Source organism: Agrobacterium sp. OT33, from assembly GCF_017313365.1.
Taxonomy (GTDB): domain Bacteria; phylum Pseudomonadota; class Alphaproteobacteria; order Rhizobiales; family Rhizobiaceae; genus Agrobacterium; species Agrobacterium rhizogenes_A.
The window spans coordinates 76310-97181 of the sequence record NZ_JAFLMZ010000008.1; the positions used below are offsets into that span (position 1 = coordinate 76310).

The 20872-nt window shown below is 62.0% G+C and carries 26 protein-coding genes; 10 read left to right on the plus strand and 16 right to left on the minus strand.

Translation table 11 applies throughout. The features are described from left to right. Window positions 1-19 precede the first annotated feature (19 nt). From JZX88_RS18880 to JZX88_RS18925, 10 genes are all read right to left on the minus strand, one after another. Window positions 20-715, minus strand: coding sequence for a cytochrome c3 family protein (locus JZX88_RS18880; RefSeq protein WP_272869321.1), 696 nt, complete (start codon window positions 713-715; stop codon window positions 20-22). A 2-nt stretch (window positions 716-717) separates the two neighbouring features. Then, window positions 718-1209: a nitrate reductase cytochrome c-type subunit gene (locus JZX88_RS18885; RefSeq protein WP_110758456.1), complete on the minus strand. Its 492-nt coding sequence runs from the start codon at window positions 1207-1209 to the stop codon at window positions 718-720. Further along, window positions 1179-3683 carry a periplasmic nitrate reductase subunit alpha gene (napA, locus tag JZX88_RS18890; protein WP_142859005.1) on the minus strand — a complete coding sequence of 835 codons (2505 nt, stop codon included), beginning with the start codon at window positions 3681-3683 and terminating at the stop codon, window positions 1179-1181. Before napA ends, JZX88_RS18885 begins: the two co-directional genes overlap by 31 nt. Then, window positions 3658-3945, minus strand: coding sequence for a chaperone NapD (locus tag JZX88_RS18895; protein WP_065117759.1), 288 nt, complete (start codon window positions 3943-3945; stop codon window positions 3658-3660). Before JZX88_RS18895 ends, napA begins: the two co-directional genes overlap by 26 nt. Next, the gene (locus JZX88_RS18900) at window positions 3938-4438 is read right to left on the minus strand and encodes a ferredoxin-type protein NapF (RefSeq protein WP_206914424.1); all 501 of its coding nucleotides are present in this window, start codon (window positions 4436-4438) and stop codon (window positions 3938-3940) included. Before JZX88_RS18900 ends, JZX88_RS18895 begins: the two co-directional genes overlap by 8 nt. A 7-nt stretch (window positions 4439-4445) precedes the next feature. After that, the gene (napE, locus tag JZX88_RS18905; protein ID WP_110758461.1) at window positions 4446-4631 is read right to left on the minus strand and encodes a periplasmic nitrate reductase, NapE protein; all 186 of its coding nucleotides are present in this window, start codon (window positions 4629-4631) and stop codon (window positions 4446-4448) included. A 211-nt stretch (window positions 4632-4842) separates the two neighbouring features. Beyond that, a complete protein-coding gene (locus JZX88_RS18910; RefSeq protein WP_206914425.1) occupies window positions 4843-6030 on the minus strand; it encodes an NnrS family protein in 1188 nt (395 codons plus the stop codon). Further along, the gene (locus JZX88_RS18915) at window positions 6027-6779 is read right to left on the minus strand and encodes an ATP-binding cassette domain-containing protein (RefSeq protein ID WP_110758465.1); all 753 of its coding nucleotides are present in this window, start codon (window positions 6777-6779) and stop codon (window positions 6027-6029) included. The genes JZX88_RS18910 and JZX88_RS18915 overlap by 4 nt, the downstream gene beginning before the upstream one ends. Beyond that, a complete protein-coding gene (locus JZX88_RS18920) occupies window positions 6776-7585 on the minus strand; it encodes an ABC transporter permease (RefSeq protein ID WP_206914426.1) in 810 nt (269 codons plus the stop codon). Before JZX88_RS18920 ends, JZX88_RS18915 begins: the two co-directional genes overlap by 4 nt. 5 nt (window positions 7586-7590) lie before the next feature. Beyond that, window positions 7591-8574, minus strand: a complete 984-nt coding sequence (locus JZX88_RS18925; protein ID WP_174032430.1) for an ABC transporter substrate-binding protein — start codon at window positions 8572-8574, stop codon at window positions 7591-7593. Here JZX88_RS18925 and JZX88_RS18930 point away from each other — a divergent pair. After that, window positions 8573-8743: a hypothetical protein gene (locus tag JZX88_RS18930; RefSeq protein WP_174052585.1), complete on the plus strand. Its 171-nt coding sequence runs from the start codon at window positions 8573-8575 to the stop codon at window positions 8741-8743. The genes JZX88_RS18925 and JZX88_RS18930 overlap by 2 nt on opposite strands. On the opposite strand, the gene JZX88_RS18935 is transcribed toward JZX88_RS18930, so the two are convergent. From JZX88_RS18935 to JZX88_RS18950, 4 genes are read right to left on the minus strand one after another with little or no spacing between them, the layout of a single operon-like run. Continuing rightward, window positions 8727-9083, minus strand: coding sequence for a hypothetical protein (locus tag JZX88_RS18935; RefSeq protein ID WP_246753503.1), 357 nt, complete (start codon window positions 9081-9083; stop codon window positions 8727-8729). The genes JZX88_RS18930 and JZX88_RS18935 overlap by 17 nt on opposite strands. A gap of 23 nt (window positions 9084-9106) precedes the next feature. After that, window positions 9107-10045: a U32 family peptidase gene (locus tag JZX88_RS18940; protein WP_206914428.1), complete on the minus strand. Its 939-nt coding sequence runs from the start codon at window positions 10043-10045 to the stop codon at window positions 9107-9109. 5 nt (window positions 10046-10050) lie between these two features. Beyond that, complete coding sequence (locus JZX88_RS18945; RefSeq protein ID WP_174032420.1) at window positions 10051-11028, minus strand: peptidase U32 family protein; 978 nt, start codon at window positions 11026-11028, stop codon at window positions 10051-10053. Continuing rightward, window positions 11019-11534: an SCP2 domain-containing protein gene (locus tag JZX88_RS18950; RefSeq protein WP_206914429.1), complete on the minus strand. Its 516-nt coding sequence runs from the start codon at window positions 11532-11534 to the stop codon at window positions 11019-11021. The genes JZX88_RS18945 and JZX88_RS18950 overlap by 10 nt, the downstream gene beginning before the upstream one ends. A 148-nt stretch (window positions 11535-11682) precedes the next feature. Here JZX88_RS18950 and JZX88_RS18955 point away from each other — a divergent pair, with 148 nt between their 5' ends. From JZX88_RS18955 to JZX88_RS18965, 3 genes are read left to right on the plus strand one after another with little or no spacing between them, the layout of a single operon-like run. Beyond that, window positions 11683-12033, plus strand: a complete 351-nt coding sequence (locus JZX88_RS18955) for a DUF488 domain-containing protein (RefSeq protein ID WP_065117941.1) — start codon at window positions 11683-11685, stop codon at window positions 12031-12033. A 56-nt stretch (window positions 12034-12089) separates the two neighbouring features. Beyond that, window positions 12090-13616, plus strand: coding sequence for a UbiD family decarboxylase (locus tag JZX88_RS18960; protein WP_206914430.1), 1527 nt, complete (start codon window positions 12090-12092; stop codon window positions 13614-13616). Further along, window positions 13613-14203: a UbiX family flavin prenyltransferase gene (locus JZX88_RS18965; RefSeq protein ID WP_206914431.1), complete on the plus strand. Its 591-nt coding sequence runs from the start codon at window positions 13613-13615 to the stop codon at window positions 14201-14203. The genes JZX88_RS18960 and JZX88_RS18965 overlap by 4 nt, the downstream gene beginning before the upstream one ends. Window positions 14204-14207: 4 nt before the next feature. Here JZX88_RS18965 and JZX88_RS18970 read toward each other — a convergent pair whose 3' ends face one another. Beyond that, window positions 14208-14885 carry an NnrU family protein gene (locus JZX88_RS18970; RefSeq protein WP_206914432.1) on the minus strand — a complete coding sequence of 226 codons (678 nt, stop codon included), beginning with the start codon at window positions 14883-14885 and terminating at the stop codon, window positions 14208-14210. Between the two features lie 12 nt (window positions 14886-14897). Continuing rightward, complete coding sequence (locus JZX88_RS18975; RefSeq protein ID WP_022557550.1) at window positions 14898-15053, minus strand: hypothetical protein; 156 nt, start codon at window positions 15051-15053, stop codon at window positions 14898-14900. A 137-nt stretch (window positions 15054-15190) separates the two neighbouring features. Here JZX88_RS18975 and JZX88_RS18980 point away from each other — a divergent pair, with 137 nt between their 5' ends. The 6 genes from JZX88_RS18980 to JZX88_RS19005 all read left to right on the plus strand — a co-directional run bounded on the left by JZX88_RS18980 (window position 15191) and on the right by JZX88_RS19005 (window position 20854). Further along, window positions 15191-15724, plus strand: a complete 534-nt coding sequence (locus JZX88_RS18980; RefSeq protein WP_174032403.1) for a cytochrome c oxidase subunit 3 — start codon at window positions 15191-15193, stop codon at window positions 15722-15724. A 5-nt stretch (window positions 15725-15729) separates the two neighbouring features. Then, a complete protein-coding gene (locus JZX88_RS18985) occupies window positions 15730-16020 on the plus strand; it encodes a hypothetical protein (protein WP_142781279.1) in 291 nt (96 codons plus the stop codon). A gap of 166 nt (window positions 16021-16186) precedes the next feature. After that, on the plus strand, window positions 16187-16639 hold the full coding sequence (locus JZX88_RS18990; protein WP_046800955.1) for a cytochrome c: 453 nt from the start codon (window positions 16187-16189) through the stop codon (window positions 16637-16639). 24 nt (window positions 16640-16663) lie between these two features. Next, complete coding sequence (locus tag JZX88_RS18995; RefSeq protein WP_065117772.1) at window positions 16664-18010, plus strand: nitric-oxide reductase large subunit; 1347 nt, start codon at window positions 16664-16666, stop codon at window positions 18008-18010. 65 nt (window positions 18011-18075) lie between these two features. Continuing rightward, on the plus strand, window positions 18076-18888 hold the full coding sequence (locus JZX88_RS19000) for a MoxR family ATPase (RefSeq protein ID WP_174032398.1): 813 nt from the start codon (window positions 18076-18078) through the stop codon (window positions 18886-18888). Between the two features lie 67 nt (window positions 18889-18955). Further along, window positions 18956-20854, plus strand: coding sequence for a nitric oxide reductase activation protein NorD (locus tag JZX88_RS19005; RefSeq protein ID WP_206914433.1), 1899 nt, complete (start codon window positions 18956-18958; stop codon window positions 20852-20854). Window positions 20855-20872 lie beyond the last annotated feature (18 nt).

The window sequence follows — 20872 nt, forward strand, 5'->3', positions numbered from 1 at the left end:
GTCAACCCGCGGCTGATACTCAGAACACGTTCCGGTGCACATCCGTCATCGCGCGACGCAGATCGTCGACAGCGGACGCCGTCTGCCCCGGCCGGTCGTCCAGCGCCGGCGGCATTTTCCAGCCCGGGTCTATGCCTTCCATATTGGGCAGTTCATGGGCGATGCCCTTGTGGCAATCGATACAGGTGGCCTTGCCCGTCAGCAGGTATTTCGAGTGGATATCGGCGGCGCGCTGCGTCTGTTTGGTAAAGTCCATGGCGGCGGAGGAATGGCAGTTGCGGCATTCCAGGCTGTCATTGGCCTTCAGGCGCGACCATTCGTGCTGGGCAAGTTCCAGCCGCTTGTCGAGGAACTTCTTGCGGGTGTCGATGGTGCCGAAAATCTTGCCCCAGACCTCCTTGGAAGCCTGCATCTTGCGGGCAATCTTGTCCGTCCATTCATGCGGCACATGGCAGTCCGGACAGGAGGCGCGCACGCCGGAACGGTTGGAGAAATGCACCGTCCGGGTCAGTTCCTCATAAACATTGGCCCGCATCTCGTGGCAGGAAATGCAGAAGGCTTCCTTGTTGGTCATTTCAAGCGCGGTGTTGAAGGCGCCCCAGAACATGACCCCGCCGACAAAACCGCCAAGCGTCAGGAAAGCGAGGCTGAGCGTGCCCGCCGGTGTCGTCAGGACCGCCCAGAGCCAGGCGAGAAGTTTTTTCACACGGGCGATCATCATTCGCTACCCGCCGGTTTCACGCCCATCGTGCTCATGTCCTCAAACGTGTTGGGCACGAGCGGCCGCGTATCGGCCTGCGGCACATGGCAGGCGGTGCAGAAATAACGGCGCGGCGAAACATCCGCCAGCATCTGGCCTTCCCGCGTCATATAATGGGTGACGCTGATCATCGGTGCGCCGGAATCCTGCGTGAATTCGCGCTTGTGACAGGACAGACAGCGGTTGGTATTGACCGACAGCTGGTAGCCGTCGATCGAATGCGGGATGACCGGCGGCTGCTCCGGATAGGCGCGCATGCGCCTGAAATCGTCGACCACCCATTTCGGCAGGGGTTTCGCCGGCTCGGTCTGCATGGCGTCGCCACGCGGGCCTGACAATTCCGGCACCATCTGTGCAACGGCCCCCGTCGCCAGAGCCACGACCAGAAGAGTGGCGGCGATCCATCCGTGTTTCCTGATCATGCGACTGGCTCTATCTTGACTGCGCATTTCTTGAAATCCGTCTGCTTGGAGATGGGATCGGTTGCGTCGAGCGTGACTTTGTTGATGAGCTGGCTGGCGTCGAACCAGGGAACGAAGATGACGCCGGGCGGCATGCGGTTACGGCCGCGCGTTTCCACGCGGGAGCGGATTTCGCCACGACGCGAGACGATGCGGATTTCCGCACCCTGGTTGAGCCCGCGCTTGCGCGCATCGTCGGCATTCATGAAACAGCGGGCGCCGGGAAAGGCCTTGTAGAGTTCCGGCACACGCATGGTCATGGAGCCGGAATGCCAGTGCTCCAGCACGCGGCCTGTCACCAGCCATGTATCGAATTCCGCATCCGGGGATTCCGCCGGCGGCTCGTAAGGCACGGCGATGATGACCGCCTTGCCGTCCTTGTTGCCGTAGAACTTCACGCCTTCACCCGGCTTGACGTAGGGGTCGTAACCCTCGCGGTAACGCCACAGCGTTTCCTTGCCGTCCACCACCGGCCAGCGCATGCCACGCACCTCGTGATAGGCATCGTAAGGCGCCAGATCGTGGCCGTGGCCGCGCCCGAAGGCGGCATATTCCTCGAACAGACCCTTCTGCAGATAGAAACCGAAATCCCTGGATTCCTGGTTCTGGTAATCCGCGTTGATCTCGCTCAGCGGGAACTTTCCGACATCGCTGTCCTTGTAGAGCACCTCGTAAAGCGTCTTGCCGCGATAGGCGGGGTTGGCGTCGAGTATCTCCGCCGGCCATACCTCGTCGGTGGTGAAACGCTTGGAGAACTCCACGAGCTGCCAGAGATCGGAGCGCGCCTCGCCCGAAGCCTCGACCAGCTGGTGCCAGACATGGGTACGCCGCTCGGCATTGCCATAGGCTCCCTCCTTCTCCACCCACATGGCGGCGGGCAGGATGAGGTCGGCGCTCATGGCCGTGATGGTCGGATAGGCGTCCGAAACAACGATGAAGTTTTCCGGGTTGCGATAGCCCTGATAGGTCTCGTTCTTGGTGTTGGGACCGGCCTGAACGTTGTTGTTGACCTGCACCCAATAGAAATTCAGCTTGCCGTCATGCAGCATGCGGTCCTGCTGCACGGCGTGGTAACCCGGCTTTTCCGGGATGATGCCGTGCGGAATGCGCCAGATTTCCTCGGCATGTTTGCGGTGTTCCGGGTTTGTCACCGTCATATCCGCCGGCAGGCGATGGGCGAAGGTGCCCACCTCGCGCGCCGTGCCGCAGGCCGAAGGCTGGCCGGTGAGCGAGAACGGGCTGTTGCCCGGCTCGGAAATCTTTCCGGTCAGAAGGTGGATATTGTAGACCATCTGGTTGGCCCAGACGCCGCGAACATGCTGGTTGAACCCCATGGTCCACAGCGACATGACCTTGCGTTTCGGGTCGGCATAAAGCTCGGCCAGTTCCTCAAGGAAGCCGGCCTCCACGCCGGTCATGGCGGCGGTCTTTTCCAGTGTATAGTCCGATACGAAAGCCTTGAAGGTCTCAAAATCGATCGCTTCGGTCTTGGTCGGATCGGCGGAGTTGGCGGCATTCACCTCCGCCGGATTGTCGGGACGCAGGCCATAACCGATATCGGTGACGCCGCGCACGAATTTCGTATGGTTCTTCACGAAGTCTTCGTTGACGCGCCCGGTCTTGATGATGTGGTTGGCGATATAGTTGAGGATCGCGAGATCCGTGCCCGGTTTGAAAACCATCGGGATATCGGCAAGATCCATGCTGCGATGGGTAAAGGTCGAAAGCACCGCCACCTTCACATGGTCGAAACCCAGACGCCGGTCGGCGATGCGGGTCCAAAGGATGGGGTGCATTTCCGCCATGTTCGAGCCCCAGAGCACGAAGGCATCGGCATGTTCGAAATCGTCATAGCACCCCATCGGCTCATCCATGCCGAAGGTGCGCATGAAGGCGTAAGCGGCGGACGCCATGCAGTGGCGGGCATTGGGATCGAGATTGTTGGAGCGGAAGCCGGCGCGCATCAGCTTGGTCGCGGCGTAGCCCTCGAAGATCGTCCATTGCCCGGAGCCGAACATGCCGACGGCGGTCGGCCCCTTTTCTTTCAGCACCCGCTTGCACTGCGCGGCCATCACGTCGAAGGCCTCGTCCCAGCTTACCGGCTCGAATTCGCCATCCTTGGCGTAGACGCCGTTTTTCTTGCGCAGCAGCGGGGTTTGCAGGCGGTCCTTGCCATACATGATCTTGGACAGGAAATAGCCCTTGATGCAGTTGAGGCCACGGTTGACCTCCGCCTGCATGTCACCATGGGTGGCAACCACCTTGCCTTCCTTGACGCCGACCATGACGCCGCAGCCCGTGCCGCAGAAACGACAGGGTGCCTTGGACCATTTGATCTGCAGGGCGGAAACACCACCCGGTACCGGCTGGGCGGCGGCCGGCAGCGCAATGCCCGCCGTTGCCGCCGCAATGCCGGCGGCATGGGCTTTCAATAGATCACGCCGCGTCAGTTCGCTGCTCATCGCCGCTCGTCTCCTCTGTGTCGACGTGTTCGAAAACCATGTTGGCGGCAATCACACCGTCGAGTGTCGAAATATAAGTGAGCGTATCGCCCAGCATGCCGGTGCTCGTGCCGTCGATGACGATGACGATCTTGCCGTTGCCCTCGCCATGAACCTCGACATTGTCGAGCGTTGAAAGTGCCGCGAAAACGGCGTCCCGCATCTGCGGCATCACCGCCACCACGGCGCTTGAGACATGATATCGGCCTGTATTTTCAGGCATATTGCATCTCCATGGCTATTGCCTTGATCTCGATCACGCCGGCCGGGCAGACGGATATACAGGCCCCGCAGCCGGTGCAGGCATCTTCGACAAGCTGAGGCACGAAGGGGCCGCCGCGGCGGGGCCGAAACCGGATGGCCTCGGTCGGGCAGGCATCGCGGCACGCCTGACAATCGATATTGCCGAAAGCGAGACACCCTTTACCGATCGCCATGACATGATCGAAGCGCTGCGCCGCAGGGGTCGCAAAAACCGGCTCTGGACAGACTTGCGCACATTTGCCGCAAAAGGTGCATTCACCGGCGGAGAAATCCACCGAAGGCAAACCATCCGCCATGGCGATGATGCCGGTCGGACAGGCCTCCACGCATTTTGCGCAACCGCTGCAGGCGGCGAGGTCGCTCAACACGACCCCGGGGGGACAGATACGCGTTTCCCGTTTGTGCCCGCCGCGCAGGAAATCGCGCCGGCTGAGAGAGACTTCCATCGTCATTTCACCCTCAATGACCGGGCGGTCCCGGCGGCCCGTAAATGATCTGGAACATCCAGACGATGAAGCCATAGGCCCCGACAAATCCAACCGCCAGAACGGGCCATATGCCGAAGGCCAGAACGGCAAACGTCACGAGCTCCCTCGTCCGGCTTGGCTTGTCATCCACTTGTTGAGGCGCGACTATTTTAGGCATATTCGCGTTTCCTGTTCGGTTCGAGACATCATCAGCCAAAAGGCAGAAATATTCAACCACTTGATTTTATTGATTATTTATCAGAACTAACATTCATCAATATCGCCAGCCTAAGTCACTGATTTCTTATTGGGCTTTTGCCGAAAAAATAAACAAACAGGGTAAAAACGGGCGAAGGTCGCTGCCGTCACGGCTGCGGGAAACTGTGTGCTCATCCGCAGGCTCCCGCCTCGTCGGTGCCCGGCGCCCGCAGGAAGGGCAGAAAGCCCTGCAGCCAGACACCAAAACTCGCTGCCCACACTATTGCACTGAGACCGTGATGATAGGGCGACAGGATCGCGGCGACATCGAATTCGGGCAGGATACGGGTCAGCCCGGCCGTCACCATCAGGGCGGCGGCGATGTGCGCCTGCCAGGGCAGGTGCGTCAGATCACGCCCCGTATGCCTGAGACCGGCGATGATGAATACGGCCATGATGGCGCAGCCGAGCGCGCCCACCGACAAGAGGTGCAGGCCTGCGGCGGGCGTGACGGAAAAACCGAGCCGCGTCGCCCCGAGCGCCAGAAACCCCGCACCGGCAAAGGCATTGCCGACGCCGAGCAGCAGCACCTCGGTCCTGAAGGCGGCGCGGCCGATGAACCATTCGGCCAGCCGGTCGAAAAACGCGGCACCGGCCGCAAGCGCCAGCCAGGCGGAAATATCACTTTCCGGAAGAACAAGCCTGACCGCCATGTAAAGCGTCACCATGGCCCCGGCCATATGCTGGCGGCCGGGATGCGGCCGATAGGGTGTGGTCTCACCGCTCGGATCGAGTGCCAGGTTGATGACGACCACATTGATGCGCGCCGCCGAAAGCGAAAACAGCACGGTGAATATGCACAACGCCGCCTCCAGACAGCGGGCGGCGAGTTCCGGATCACCAGCCCACCATGCATAACGCACACCCGCTTCCGAGGCCGTAAACAATAAAAGCCAGACGAGGAATGCCAGATGCTTCCCGGTGCGCCGCACCAGCATGGCCCTGCCGATGAGGAGCGAAAGCGCGAGCAGAAACGCCACATCGAAAAAGCCGGCAGGCAGGCTCCACGCATCGGCCCCCACGAAACCGATCAGGCGGCCCGGCAGCCAGAGGCCGGCCAGATATAGCAACGTTCTTCCCTGCGCCGGCTTGGTATCTGTCCATTCCGGCACGGCCGAGCCGAGAAACCCGGCGAGCGCCATGCCATAGGTGCCGAAAATCATCTCATGGGCGTGCCATTGCGACGGCGGAACGGCATCGGTGAAAGGCAGGGCATAACCACCAACGACGATCCACAGGAACGGCCAGACCGCACCGTGCAGGGCGGCAAGGGGGAAAAACAGGCGCAGGGCTTCGGAGAGGATCGGCGGCGGTTTCATCTGCCCCGCTCCTTTGCCGAAAACAGTTCGGCAAAAGCCGCAGTTTCGGCCAGACGTTCCGCTTCATCGAACACCGCCCGCGCCATGCGATGGCCCGGCGAACCGGCGGGCCTATGCGCAGCAATGACCCGGCCGCCGACGCCCGACAAGACGATCAGCCTGTCGGCCACCAGCAGCGCTTCGTGAAGATCATGGGTGACAAGGAGCGTGGAAAAACCGCGCCTTCCGGCGGCGGCCACCAGAAGCTCCTGCAGATGCCTGCGCAGGCCGACATCGACGGCGCTGAAGGGCTCATCCAGAAACAGCATGTCCGGCTCCACCGCCAGCGCCCGCGCCACCCCGGCGCGCTGGCGCATGCCGCCGGAAAGTTCGACCGGATATTTGCGGAAATCCGTCTCTTCCAGGCCCACTTCCAAGGCGAAGCGTGCCGCAGTCTCACGCCGTTGCCGTTTCGGCATGCCGGCCGCCGCAAGGCCATAGGCGATATTGTCGATCAATGTCATCCATGGCAGCAGCCGCGGCTCCTGAAACACCAGACCCTGCCGGCGATATCGGCGATGCACCCGGCCGCGAACGGGATCGATGATACCGGCCGCGATCTGCAAAATCGTCGTCTTGCCGCTGCCGGAAGGGCCAAGCAACGCCACGGTTTCCCCCGGCGCGATGCTGAGATCGAAATTCTCGAACAGGCTGCGGCCGAGAAAGGCGTGGCCGACCTGCTCGAAACGGAGGGCGGAATGGTCGCTCATCGTTTGACACCCCATGGCAGCCCGGCCGCACGCCAGCGTTCCAGCGCCTCGCGCAGCAGATGCAGCAGGCCGTAATCGGTCAGCAGCGCAAGGCCGACCGTGATGGTAAGCCAGGCGCTGACCTGCGCGATGTCGAACAGAGCACGTGCGGTGGCCAGTTCGCCGCCAATGCCGCCGGAATTCGAAAGAAGCTCGGCCATGACGGTCACTTTCCACGCGCTTCCGGCCGTCGTCGTCCAGGCCGGGAAGAGGTAGGAGAGAACATGCGGCATGGTGACGGTGCGCAGACGGTAAAACCATCGAGCGCCGAAAGCCTGCGCCATCACCTCCAGCTGACGGTCCCGCTTGGCGACACCTTCCAGCGCGCCGGCGAAGGAGACCGGCGCCGAGGCGATAACCACGGTCATGACGGCCGTGCCGCCCGACGAGCCGAACCAGATCAGCGCCAGCACGATCCAGCCGATGGGCGGCACGCCGAGCAGAACGGTGACAACAGGCTTCATCAGCCGCATGGCCGCAAAGGAATAGCCCGCCAGAAGGCCCGCAACGGTGCCGATGCCGGCGGCAATGGCAAAACCGGCAAGGGCCCTGACGGCGCTCTGCGACAGGATGACAAGGAAATCCGGTCGCCTGGCAAGCATCCCGATCGCAGCAAAGGTCTCCCCCGGCGAAGGCAGGATGAAGGAGCCGTAAATCTCATGCCCGGCCTGCCAGGCGGCGAGAAAACAGAAGATGCCGGAAAGCCCGGCCCAGCCCGCCCAGAGGTAACGGCCCGTCCAGCCAAGGCTTTCGAGAATGCGGTTCATGCCTGCTACACCAGATAAAATCCGTCATCCGGCCGCCGCCCGCCGATGATGGCCGGCTCGGCCTTGGCGAGTTCGTCATAAAAAGCCTCGAGATCGCTGCGCGCAGCGCTCGCCTTCAGCGCGCACAGATGGCTCGTCGGGAAGGAAGCGGCAATGATCTCAGACGGGAAACCCAGCGCGTCGGCAACGGCCGCCGCCGCAGCCTGCGGATCGGCCACGGCACTTGCGAGCGCGGCTTCCATGCCTGTCTGCAAAGCTTCAATGCCCGCCTTGCCGAGCTTTTCCTGAACCTGCGAGGTCAGGGCGAGACCCGCCTGCGGGATTTCGGCCTTGCCCGCCACCTTTGCCCATTCCTGCTGGATATCGATGGTGCGGTGAACGGTCATGAAAAACGACTTCGCCTTGATGAGCACGGCGGTCGCGGCCGGTTCGCTGAGCAGCGCCGCGTCCACCCGGCCCGTCAGCAGCAATTGCACGGCTTCCGGCGGCGAGGCGGCATATTCCAGCTTGATGTCGCCGGGCTTCAGGCCGTTTTCGGTAACAAGCCGGCGCATCACGAAATCGGGCATGTCGTTCTTGAACGGCAAAGCGAGCGTCTTGCCGGAAAGGCCTTGCAGGGAGTTCAGCGCCTCGTCTTTCGACACGATATAAAGCAGGCCCGTTGTCAACACGTTCAACAGCCCGAGACCGAGGCCGCGATTATGCAGATTGGCGGCGCCGTAGCTCGGCATCACCACCGCTCCCATGGAACCGGAGGCGACGGCGGCGCGCATTTCATCCGGCGTTTTCCAGGCCTTGAAGACGGCCTCCGGCGCGACATCCTTCAGGAACCCGCCCTTGACCGCATGGGCCAGCACGGCCGACGGCGCGGCAGGAGGACCATAAAGGGTGAGCGGCGCTTCCGCCTTCAGAATATGCGGTGCGGCAAGTGTCGCGACCGTCAATCCCGAAAGGGCCGAAAGCGCCTGACGACGGGTGAGATGAGCCATGGTCCTGATCCTTGTTCGCGCCGGAAGCGCCATGATGCGCGTGACGCCCGCTGAAAGCCCACCTTCCGGCCACAGGCACGTCACCCATCTGGAAATGACATTTTGCAAGCGCCCGATCTTTGCGCAGGATCAAACAGCGCCGGAAACCACGCCTATTCGCCTGTCTTAAGCGACAGGGCTTCGCGCAGGATGCGCGAGCCCTCCTGAGCGGCGGCGGCGATGTCGAGAAACATCAGGCTTGCGGTTTCGACCACACCTTCATCCACCGTGTCGTCTTCGGCGAAATCGCAGAGCATCTCAGTCAAAAGCGCGATCTTGCGCCGCTCCTCGCGGGCGGCGGCCAGAAGCTTGACGATATTGCGCTGGCGCTCGAAATCCTCGAGTTCACGCAGCGCCTCATGCACCCTGTCGCGGCAGCCGCAATCAAGCGCACTCTGCAAGACAATGTCGCGCACCAGATGGATTGCCGCCGCGATATCCGCTCCGCCCGGTGCCACCGCGGACAGCATTTGCTCACTTTGCCCGTTCATCGTCATGCATTCACCCCATGCGCCGTGTTGCGGGCACGGGCGACCCAGGCCGCCCCTTCCTGCCCGTGGTGGAAACCATTGGAAAAAGGCACGTCCGGATAGATTTGCCCGAGACGTGCAAGGCCATCTGCCGCATCCCGCCTACCAGCCAGAACATCGTCATGGATCTTGGCCACCGCCACCATGTCGCAGTCCTGCGGCGACAGCCGGAAGCGGGCGATGCCGGTGGCGGCCAGATCCTGCAATTCGCCAAGCAGCGACTGGCAGGTGTGCGACACCGTCTGCACGCCGTTCAGCGCCAGAAAGGACTGCCGGTCAAGCGTGCGCACCGGCAATCCATCCGGGTCGTCACCGCAGACGAACTGGCAATTATCCTTGATATTGCCCTTGGCGCGGGCGTGGGCGCAGCGCGCGGAAATGGCGAGCGGCAGGCGGCCGAAGGAGAAGACTTCGAAGTCCACATCCGGTGTCTCCGCCACGATACGCTCCACCGAGGTTACCGGCAGTTCCGGCGGCAGGCAGATGGCGCTTGCCCCACGCGAGGCGAGCAGCCGCGCGGTGGCGGCATTGTAGACATTCACCATCGGCCCGACGACATGCGGCGTGCCATGCAACATGCCGAGCGCGGAAAGATCGTTCGCCTCGACGGGATAGGGGCTGTCGGTGATCAGGCCGCGCAGCTGGCGGCTTTCCCGCTCCAGCGTCACCAGCGAAAGCGTCGAGAGGATCACCTGTTTTCCGGCACTCTCCAGCCGCTCGATCACCTCGGCCAGATGCGGTTCGGTAAAATGAAACCGTTTTGAGCAGACGGTTTCGCCAAGATAGACATGGCTGACTGGCGCCTCATCGGCGATGCGGACATAGAAATCGCGCCATTTCTCGCCCTGCCAGAGATAGAGGACCGGGCCAAGCGCCAATGTGGCCTTTGCTGTGTGTGCCATCGCCATCATCTCCAGCGTTTCTCATAAGCACCGACGGTGGTGCGCTGGCCTTCGCTTAAAAGCCGCAGGCGTGAGAGCAGCCGTCCCCGCTCTTCGGCGCTGGCGGCCAGCGCCCGGTGCAGGGTGGACACCACTTCCGCCACATAGGCCTTGCCGCGCTGGCGGCCCTCGATCTTCAGCGCGCTGACCCCCGCTTCGCGCAAGGCATCGATCTGGTCCATCACGTCAAGCGATACCGGGTCCTCGAAGGCATAGGACTTGTCATCGGCAATCTCGAAACGGCCCTTGCACAGCGTGGGGTAACCCGCCGCCTCTCCTTCCGGAAAGCGGTTGATGGTGTAATCGCCGAGTTCCGATACCAGCTCCCGCCCATCCTGCCGATAACGCACATGGCTTGCCGGCGAGCAGACGCCGTTCATGTTGGGTGATTTGCCTGTGGCGTAGGAGGACAGCGAGCAGCGCCCCTCCGCCATGACGCAGAGACCGCCGAACACAAAGATTTCGATCTCGCAGCGGATTTGCCGCGCCAGCCGGGCGATGTCGGAAATCGTCAGCGTGCGCGGCAGCACCACACGTTTCGCGCCGAAGGCATCGACGAGGAAATTCACCGCGTCCGCATTGGAGGCGGAGGCCTGCACGGAAACGTGGATGCGCTGCTGCGGATGATGTTCCGCCACATGCGCCATCAGACCGAAATCGGCGAGGATCAGCGCATCCGCCCCCGCCTTCACGGCATCGGCCGCACCGCGATACCAGATATCCTCATTGCCAGCGCGCATGAAGGTGTTGAGCGCCACGAAGGTCTGCACACCGCGTTTCTTCGCGTAGGCAATGGCCTCGGCAAGCTCTTCGCGGGAAAAATTGAGGCCGGGAAAATTGCGGGCATTGGTCTCATCGCGAAAGCCGCAATAAACGGCATCCGCTCCGGCATCCACGGCCTCGCGGAAGGCGGCGGGCGTTCCCGCGGGACAGATCAGTTCCATGCCTCACCTCCCCGTGTTTCGGACAGAACATGGCCGCGCAGGCGGTTCGCAAGGCCCGTTACGACAGGCGCGAAAGGCCCGGCAAATGCACCGAGATCGCGCGGCAGATCAATGCCGCTGTCATCAAGCGCATTGCGCAGCGCCAGCATCGCCTCCATGTCGCCGGTCACGCTGAGATCCCGCGAAAAGAACAGCGCATCGGCATCCTGCCGCCCCTCCATCAGCGCCAGCAGCATGAAAAGCGGCCCTTCCACCGCCGCATCCACCTTCGGCAGGCGACCCTTTCGGCTGACGGTGATGGCCGGACGCGCCGGTTCAACCGTGAAGGCGAAGGGCAGATCGACGGGCAGGAAGGCATAGCGCTTGCCGTTATGCTCACCGAGCCGACCGAACATATCCGGGTGCCGTTTCATGATCTGCGCCAGCATCGCCGCCGTCGCTCGCTGCACCACGGCAAGGGGCAGAAAATTCAGTGGGCGGGCGATGGCGGCGGGAAAAGGTCTCATGAAGGGTCCTGTCGGCTCAGTTGCGGGCGGCAACCTAGCCGCGGCGCACGGGTGGCGGTTTGAGCGAACGCAAAGACAGGGTGATTTTCGCGCGCGAATTCGCAAAAGGCGCTATAAATCATTCGCTTGCAGAATAATGGAGGCCGCCATGCCCGATATAAGGATCAAACGGATCTACGAACCCGCCAGCGACGACGACGGCACACGCGTTCTGGTGGACCGGCTGTGGCCACGCGGCATGCGCAAGGAAGACGCAAAGCTTTCCCTGTGGCTGAAGGAGATCGCGCCCAGCAATGAATTGCGCAAGAGCTTTTCCCATATGCCGTCACGTTTTGCCGAATTCACCCGGCATTATGACGAAGAACTGGCGGCCAATTCCGATGCCGTGGCGCGCATGAAGGCGCTGATGGCGGAAGGCCGCGTCACGCTGCTTTATGCCGCCCATGATACCGAACACAACCACGCCCTCGTTCTCGCCGACTATCTTCGCTCGCACTGAAGCCGCATTTGCGGCAGCGCAAGGACATGCCGCTTTGCCGCCTGCAAACAGGCGGCATGAGAGACGAACCGACAGATAAAGAGACAGAAGCGAAACCCGCCCACGCAGCCGATCTGCGCGGTTTCATCCGGCTGCTGGAAGAACGCGGGCAGCTGCGGCGAATCCGCCAACCGGTTTCGCTGTTGCACGAGATCACCGAAATCCACCGCCGCGTGCTCGCCGATGGCGGGCCGGCGCTGCTGTTCGAACAACCCGTCGACCATGAGGGCAAGGTGCGGGACATGCCGCTGCTTGCCAATCTCTTCGGCACGCGGCAGCGCATCGAATGGGGGCTGGGGCTGGAAACGGGCGGCCTGCCAGCACTTGGACAAAAGCTCGCCGAATTGCGCGAGCCACGGCCGCCGAAATCCATGGCCGAGGCATGGGGTAAGCTGCCTTTGCTGAAGGCCGCACTGTCCATGCGGCCACGCAACGTCGCGCGCGCGCCGGTACAGGAAAAGGTACTGACGGGCGATGCCATCGATCTTGCCCGCCTGCCGGTGCAATGGTGCTGGCCGGGCGAACCGGCCCCGCTTATCACCTGGCCGCTGGTCATCACCCGTTCGCCTGATGATCCCGACGATATCAATGTCGGCATCTATCGCATGCAGGTGCTGGGGCCAGACAGGGTGATCATGCGCTGGCTGGCGCATCGCGGCGGCGCGCAGCACCACCGGCTGTGGCAGGCGCGCGGGCTGGATATGCCCGTAACCGTCGCCATCGGCACTGATCCCGCCACCATTCTTTCCGCCGTCATGCCGCTTCCCGAACATATCAGCGAGCTTGGTTTTTCCGGCCTGCTGCGCGGCTCGAAAAGCCGCATCGCGAAGGCATTGACGGTGCCGATGCCGGTGCCCGCCAATGCCGAGATCGTGCTGGAAGGCACCGCCTCAGCAACGGAAACGGCACTCGAAGGCCCCTATGGCGACCACACCGGCTATTATAATTCCGTCGAAGCCTTTCCGATCATGACGCTGTCGGCCATCACCATGCGCCGCGACCCGATCTATCTTTCCACCTATACCGGCCGGCCGCCGGATGAACCCTCGGTTCTCGGCGAAGCCATGCTCGAGATTTTCCTGCCGCTCGTCAAAAGGCAGTTTGCGGAAATCGTCGATCTGTGGATGCCGCCGGAGGCTTGTTCCTACCGCGTCATGGTCGCCTCCATCGACAAGCGTTATCCCGGCCAGGCGAAGCGGGTGATGATGGGTCTGTGGTCGATGCTGCCGCAGTTCAGCTATGTGAAGCTCATCATTCTGGTCGATCCCGATATTGATGTCCGCAGCTGGGCGGATGTCGTCTGGGCGCTTTCCACCCGTTTCGACGCCTCGCGCGATACAACGATCATCAACGATACGCCGATCGATTATCTCGACTTCGCCTCGCCGAAAGCCGGCCTCGGCGGCAAGATGGGGCTGGACGCCACCCGCAAGCTGCCGCCGGAGACGGAGCGCGAATGGGGCCGCGTGCTCTCCATGACACCTGACATCATCGCAAAGGTGGATCTGATGTGGCGTGATCTTGGCCTTGGAGAACGGCCATGAACCCGTGCCGCGTCGTGGTCGGCGTCACCGGTGCCTCGGGCGCCGGCATTACGCTGCGCATCATCGAGCGTCTCGCCGCGATGAAATGCGTCGAAATCCATCTCGTCCTGTCGCAATCCGCCAGACGCACCGTGCTGCAGGAGGACGGTGCGCAAGCAATGGGGCGGATGTTGTCGCTCGCCAGTGTCAATCATGCCGTCGACGATATCGGCGCGGCCATTGCCAGCGGCTCCTTCCCGACAACAGGCATGATCGTCGCCCCCTGCTCCATGCGGACGCTCGCGGCCATTGCAACCGGGTTTTCGGACAATCTCGTCACTCGCGCCGCCGATGTGCATTTGAAGGAACGCCGGAAGCTGGTTTTGATGACCCGCGAGACGCCGCTGCATCTCATCCATCTGCGCAATATGTGCACTGTCACGGAGGCCGGTGCGATCGTCATGCCGCCGGTGCCGGCCTTTTATAACAGGCCGCAAAGCGTCTTCGATATTGTCGACCAGCTCGCCGCCCGCGCTGTCGATCAACTCGGCATCAGCTCCGCACCGCAGGCGCCGATATGGCAGCCGCATGTGGTGAAGACGTCGTGAGCGATCAGAAATAGGCCATGGGGTCCGCGCCAAAGAGCGCGGCATGGCCGCCGGCCAGCAGCCACCAGACCGTCAAGCCTGTCAGTACCGCGGCTAGCAACATCGGCCCGTCCACGGCGAGGCGCGTTTTGCCGGAAAGGATTGCTGCGAAAGGGATCGTTGCGGTTTTAGCAGCCGCCGCGCTCCACGCATTACCCAGTCTTTTCCGCGCGCGTTTTTCGGTCATCGCCATCCCGCCAAGCGAAAACAGCGCAAAACCGCCGAAGAGAATGACGGAACGCAGGTCGCCATTCGGCACGACATGGCCGAGCGACCAAAACAGGAAACCGACAAGCACCGGATGCCGCGTGATGCGCACGATTGCCCCCGGTTTATCTCCCTGCCGCACGGAAATGGAAAGCGGATTGACGCTGAGAAGACCGGCCAGCACGAAAAACAGACCAATCGGCGCTGCCAGAAAGGTGACATGCGCCTGCCAGGGCGCGACATCCCAGAGCGGAATATAGTCCACCGACAGCGCGGCATAAAACACCCAGCCCAGCGCCAGAAGCGAGACGACGGAATAAGCCCCGAAATAGGCGGGCCGGCCAATGGCCGCAATCAACCGGCCACGCACGGCAGGTACGGCGGGAATGGAATGCAGCGCCACAAAAAGCGAAAGAGCGGCGACAAGTTCAAGCATGCGACTGTCTTCTCACTGGTTCAGGAACAGCACTGAAGCAATGGCCACGGAGGCAAGTACGGCGGAAACCGCGCCCATGCGCTGCAACACACCCATACGGTACAACAGCACGGCAAAGCCAACGATAATAGGGGTTGCGACAATCAGCCCGACCTGCGCGTCGTTCATGGGAAGCTCCATTTTCCAGAGTTGCGCTTTGTCATGACAATAGGGCTTTGTGCGCTCCCTTCTTTGACCGACCGCAAAGAAGCGGGGTTTGAGGACGCCTAAGCGTGGCTTGCTGTTTTACAATTACGGGCGAGGCCATGGCGATCAATACGGAAGAGGAAAGCGGAAACCTGCTTTTGTGGATTCTGGTCTGGAGCGAACTTGCCGCTTTCGGCGCGCTGACCGGTGCCTTCATCATTGCCTTCGCTCTCAATCCCGATGCATTCGCCGCCGCGCGCCAGCATCTGCAGCCACAACTTGCCGGCCTCAACACACTGATTTTGCTGGCAAGCGGCTGGCAGGCGGCCGTCGCGGCCAGCCGCCACACGGCGCTGGCGGGCAAAAGGCGGGCGCTTGTTCTTGCCGGCCTGCTGGGTTTCGCTTTCGTCGGTGTGAAGCTCCATGAATATTCCACCGAAATCGCCTTCGCGTCCGATCCCGCCTATGGCGCGTTCTTCGAGCTTTATTTCCTGCTCACCGGCTTCCACCTGCTGCATGTCGTCTTCGTGGCCGTGCTGCTGTTTCTCGTCGCGGTCTTCCCAAAAAACGAGAACGTCACGCTGGTGACGACGCTGTGGCATGTCATCGATCTGGTCTGGATCGTCATTTTTCCCATCGTCTATCTGGTTTGACAATCATGATCCACCGCACCTCCCGGCAGCTTGCAAGAAGTTTTGCAGCACTCGCCATTCTCGTTCTTGCCGGTACGGCCGTCGTGACATCGTGGAAGGCAGCGCTTCTGCCGCCGGTCGCCGCCGCCTGCCTGATGCTGCTTTTCGCGCTCCTGAAATCCAGACGCGTCATCGACGACTTTCTCGGCTTTCGCGAAGAGCGTGGCCTGCTGCGCACGGCACTTCTGGCATGGCCGGCTATCTTTGCCGCCGCAGCCCTGTTGCGAGCGTTCCTGCAGGGCATTTTGTCGCTCTGAAAAGGCGGACCACACCACCTCTCCACTTGTTTGCCAAATGGCAAAGAACGCCGGCAGCCAGCAGCTAGAAAGGTGCGAGACCCGAAGCCTGCCGGCAAATTCCGGCAAGAGGGTTCGATCAAGCCAGTCCGCATAAGCGGTCTTCCGGATGGAAAGGACCATTGGCATGGCAGAACGCCTGACCAAAACAGGAGCGCGAAACGTCTTTTACGGCGGCTCCATCTTCTTCTTCGCCATATTCGTCGGGCTGACCGCCCATAGCCATTATTACATGCGCACCACCTCGACGGATGAAAGCACGCTGACGGAAAGCGTCGCGCGCGGCAAACACGTGTGGGAGAAAAATTCCTGCATCAACTGTCACACGCTGCTCGGCGAAGGCGCCTATTTCGCGCCCGAACTCGGCAATGTCTGGAAGCGCTATGGCGGCGTGGAAGACAAGGAGACGGCGCGCGATTCCATCAAGGCCTGGATGGCTGCCCAGCCCACCGGCATCGAGGGCCGGCGCCAGATGCCGCAGTTCAATCTCACCGAACAGGAGCTCGATGATCTCGTCGACTTCCTCGAATGGACGAGCCGGATCAAGACGCAGAACTGGCCGCCGAACGATGCGGGTTGAGGTTGACGGCAAGGAGATGACGAGATGAAATACCAGACGCAAAAAGTCGCCATGCTGTATTTTTACGGCGCAATCGGGCTGTTCGTGGCGCAGATCCTGTTCGGCGTCATCGCCGCGACGATCTACGTACTGCCCAACACGCTTTCCGAGCTTCTGCCCTTCAACATCGTGCGCATGATCCACACCAATGCGCTGGTCGTGTGGCTGCTGATGGGTTTCATGGGCTCGACCTTCTATCTTCTGCCGGAAGAAACGGAAACGGAGCTTTACAGCCCCAAGCTCGCCATCGCGCAGTTCTGGATCTTCCTGGTGGCCGCCGCCGTCGCCGTGGTCGGTTATATGTTCCGCATCCATGAAGGCCGCGAATTCCTCGAACAGCCCTTCGCCATCAAGGTCGGCATCGTGCTTGTCGTTTTGATGTTCCTGTTCAACATCACCATGACGGCGCTGAAGGGCCGCAAGACCACCGTCATCAACATCCTGCTCTTCGGCCTCTGGGGTCTGGCGATCTTCTTCCTCTTCGCCTTTTACAACCCCATGAACCTGGCGCTCGACAAGATGTACTGGTGGTACGTCATCCATCTGTGGGTGGAAGGCGTGTGGGAACTGATCATGGCCTCGATCCTCGCCTTCCTGATGATCAAGCTCAACGGCATCGACCGCGAAGTGGTGGAAAAATGGCTCTATGTCATCGTCGGTCTTGCCCTCTTCTCGGGCATCCTCGGCACCGGCCACCATTATTACTGGATCGGCGCACCAGGTTATTGGCAGTGGATCGGCTCGCTGTTCTCGACGCTGGAAGTGGCCCCTTTCTTCACCATGGTCATCTTCACCTTCGTGATGACCTGGAAGGCTGGCCGCAAGCATGAGAACCGCGCAGCCCTCCTCTGGTCGATCGGCTGCTCGGTCATGGCCTTCTTCGGCGCCGGCGTCTGGGGCTTCCTGCACACGCTGTCTTCGGTGAACTATTACACCCACGGCACGCAGCTTACCGCCGCCCACGGGCACCTCGCCTTCTTCGGCGCCTATGTGATGCTGAACCTTGCGATGATGGCCTACGCCATCCCCGAAATGAAGAAACGTGCGCCCTATAATCAGTGGCTTTCGATGACGAGCTTCTGGGTCATGTGCACGGCCATGTCGGTGATGACCTTCGCGCTGACATTTGCCGGCGTGGTGCAGATCCAGCTTCAGCGGGTCATGGGCGAAAGCTTCATGGATGTGCAGGACCAGCTGGCGATCTTCTACTGGATCCGTCTCGGTTCTGGTTTCGCGGTTCTCATTTCGGCGGTCATGTTCATCTGGGCAATCCTGGTGCCGGGCAAGCAGAAACAGGGCGACGTTGCCCGCCTCGTGCAGCCCGCCGAATGAGAAACGGACCGGCTCTCCTTTTCCCCCGGAGAGCCGGTCCCTTATCAACAAACATGGAGATTACCATGAACACGATATTTCGCCCCGCCCCGCAGCCTTTGCCGGATGCGCCGTTCTACGCACCGCTCGGCAATGAATGCACGCTGTTCGAAAGCGCCTGGGTGCGGCAATTGCCGCTGCTGCTGAAAGGCCCGACCGGTTGCGGCAAGACCCGTTTCGTCAGCCATATGGCAGCGAAACTCGGCCTGCCGCTTTCCACCGTTTCGTGCCACGACGATCTTGCTGCCGCTGATCTGACCGGCCGTTACCTGCTGAAAGGCGGCGAAACCGTGTGGATGGACGGCCCGCTGACGAGGTCCGTGCGCCAGGGCGGCATATGTTACCTCGACGAGATCGTTGAGGCGCGCAAGGATGTGGCTGTCGTATTGCATCCCCTCACCGATGATCGCCGCATCCTGCCGCTGGAACGCACCGGCGAAGTGCTGGAAGCACCCTCGGGCTTCATGCTCGTCGTTTCCTATAATCCCGGATACCAGAACCTTTTAAAGAGCCTGAAACCCAGCACCCGCCAGCGTTTCGTCGCCATTGAATTCGATTTTCTGCCCAAGGAGCAGGAAATCGCCGTCGTCTCGCACGAAAGCGGGCTGGATGCGCGCGATGTCGAGCCGCTCGTCGATCTTGCCCACCGACTGCGCGGCCTGAAAGGCCACGATCTGGAAGAAGGCGTCTCCACCCGCCTGCTCGTTTATTGCGCCAGCCTCATCGATACCGGCCTTCCCGCCCGTCAGGCCGTGCGCGCGACCATGATCGAACCGCTGACCGACGAGCCGGATGTGAAGGCCGCGCTGCATGAAGTCGCGGATGCGATCATTCGATAGGCGCTTTGATATCCACGCCGGATTGCGCGGCCCCGCGCGTTCCGGTCCGATGCCATGAGGATAAACCATGCTGGACTTTCTGGAACTGGAAGAAACCGTCGGCCGCGCCTGGCACAGGCTGATCGGCGAAACCGGCACATGGCTGCGCTTCCCGGATCATGCCGTGAAGCTGGAGGATATGCAGGCCGTACTGGCCATATGTTTCCGCGGTTTTGGCGGTGAACATGCGGTGCAGATCGCGCCGGCCCGCGCCCGCACTTCCAGCCACCGGCTGAGGCTGCGCCAGCGCATGGGTCTTGGCGAAGAGAAGCTCGCCCAGCCAGGACGCGATCATGCCACGCTGATGCTGCCGCCGGTGCTCGATCTATTTCCCGACCGTTGCCTCAACCGCGATCTCTATCTCTGGCTCGCCGCCGCCATGGCGATGATGCCGCTTGAACCGGTGGCGGCGGCCGACCCGCTTCGCAACGACCTTGCCCGGCTCGACCGCGCCGCAGAACTGGCAAAAGCCGTCATCCATGCTTTCCCCGGAATGAAGACCCGTTATCGCCGGCTTTGCGCCGCCATGCTCGCGGTGCGCCAGAAACGGCCGCTGCCCCAGACGGAGCAGCAGGTGGAACAACGGGTGCTTTCCATGCTGGCCGATGCGGCAGGGACCGAGGGCCATGCGCCACCCGCCGGCTTTCCGGCCAAGGCGCCGCCGCGCTACCTGCCGATGCTGCCGGTGCCGCTATGGCCGGACACGTTGCTGCGCGAAACATCCGAGGTCCGGCAAAGCGAGGACCAGCCGGCAGCGGGCGCCGCGCCGCAGGGGGCGGAGGCCGCCCGCCATATCGCCGTGCGCGAAAAGGCCGAGAACCGCCAGACCGAACGCAGCCCCTTCATCCTCAACCGTTTCGAAAAAATCCTCGCCATGGCCGAGATGGTCAATGTCGACCGTCCGGGTGACGATAGCGACGATGCAGACGGCAGCGCGGCGGAGGAGCTTGACGATATGACGCTGGGTGAAAGAAAGGGGCGGCCTTCCGCCCGCTTCCGCTTCGATCTCGACCTGCCGCCCGAAGCACTGAACCATACCCCGCTGACGGCGGAGCTGACCTATCCCGAATGGGATTATCGCAGCGGTGCCTATCTCGCCGACCATTGCCGGGTGATCGCCGGTCCGGCGAAAGACGCCGAGACGGCACCGGAACCCGACCCGGACACCAAAAGCCTCATCCGCCGGGTCAGGCGGCAATTCGAGGTGCTGCGGCCACGCCACGAGATGCTGCGCGCCCAGCTTGACGGCAATGATCTCGATCTTGACGCCGTGGTTCGCGCCAGAAGCGATATTGCCGCCGGCGGACAGGGCAGCGACCGCATTCATATGGCAAGCCGCCCGCAGGCGCACGATCTTGCCGTGACTATTCTTGTCGACGTGTCGCTATCGACCGATGCGTGGTTCGACAATCGCCGGGTGCTCGATGTGGAGAAGGAAGCCCTGCTGGTGCTTGCCCACGGGCTTTCCGCCTGCGGCGACAGTCACTCCATCCTGACCTTCACCTCCCGCCGCCGTTCCTGGGTGCGGGTGGAAACGGTGAAGGATTTCGATGAGCCGATGGGCCACACTATCGAGCGTCGCATCGCGGCGCTGAAGCCCGGCTTCTACACCCGCATCGGCCCAGCCATCCGCCACGCCAGCGCCAAGCTGCGTGAAAGGCCGGAGCGCCGAAAGCTCCTTCTGCTGCTGACAGACGGCAAGCCTAACGATGTCGATCACTACGAAGGCCGCTTCGCCATTGAAGACAGCCGCCGCGCGGTTTCCGAAGCCAGACGCTCGGGCGTCAGCGTCTTCGGCGTGACTGTCGACAGCAAAGCGCAATCCTATATTCCGGCCATGTTTGGCCAGAACGGCTATGCCATCGTCAGCAGGATCGCCAAGCTGCCATCGGCGCTGCCGGCAATCTATCGCAGCCTTGCCGGCTGAAGCATGGCACGCAACGAA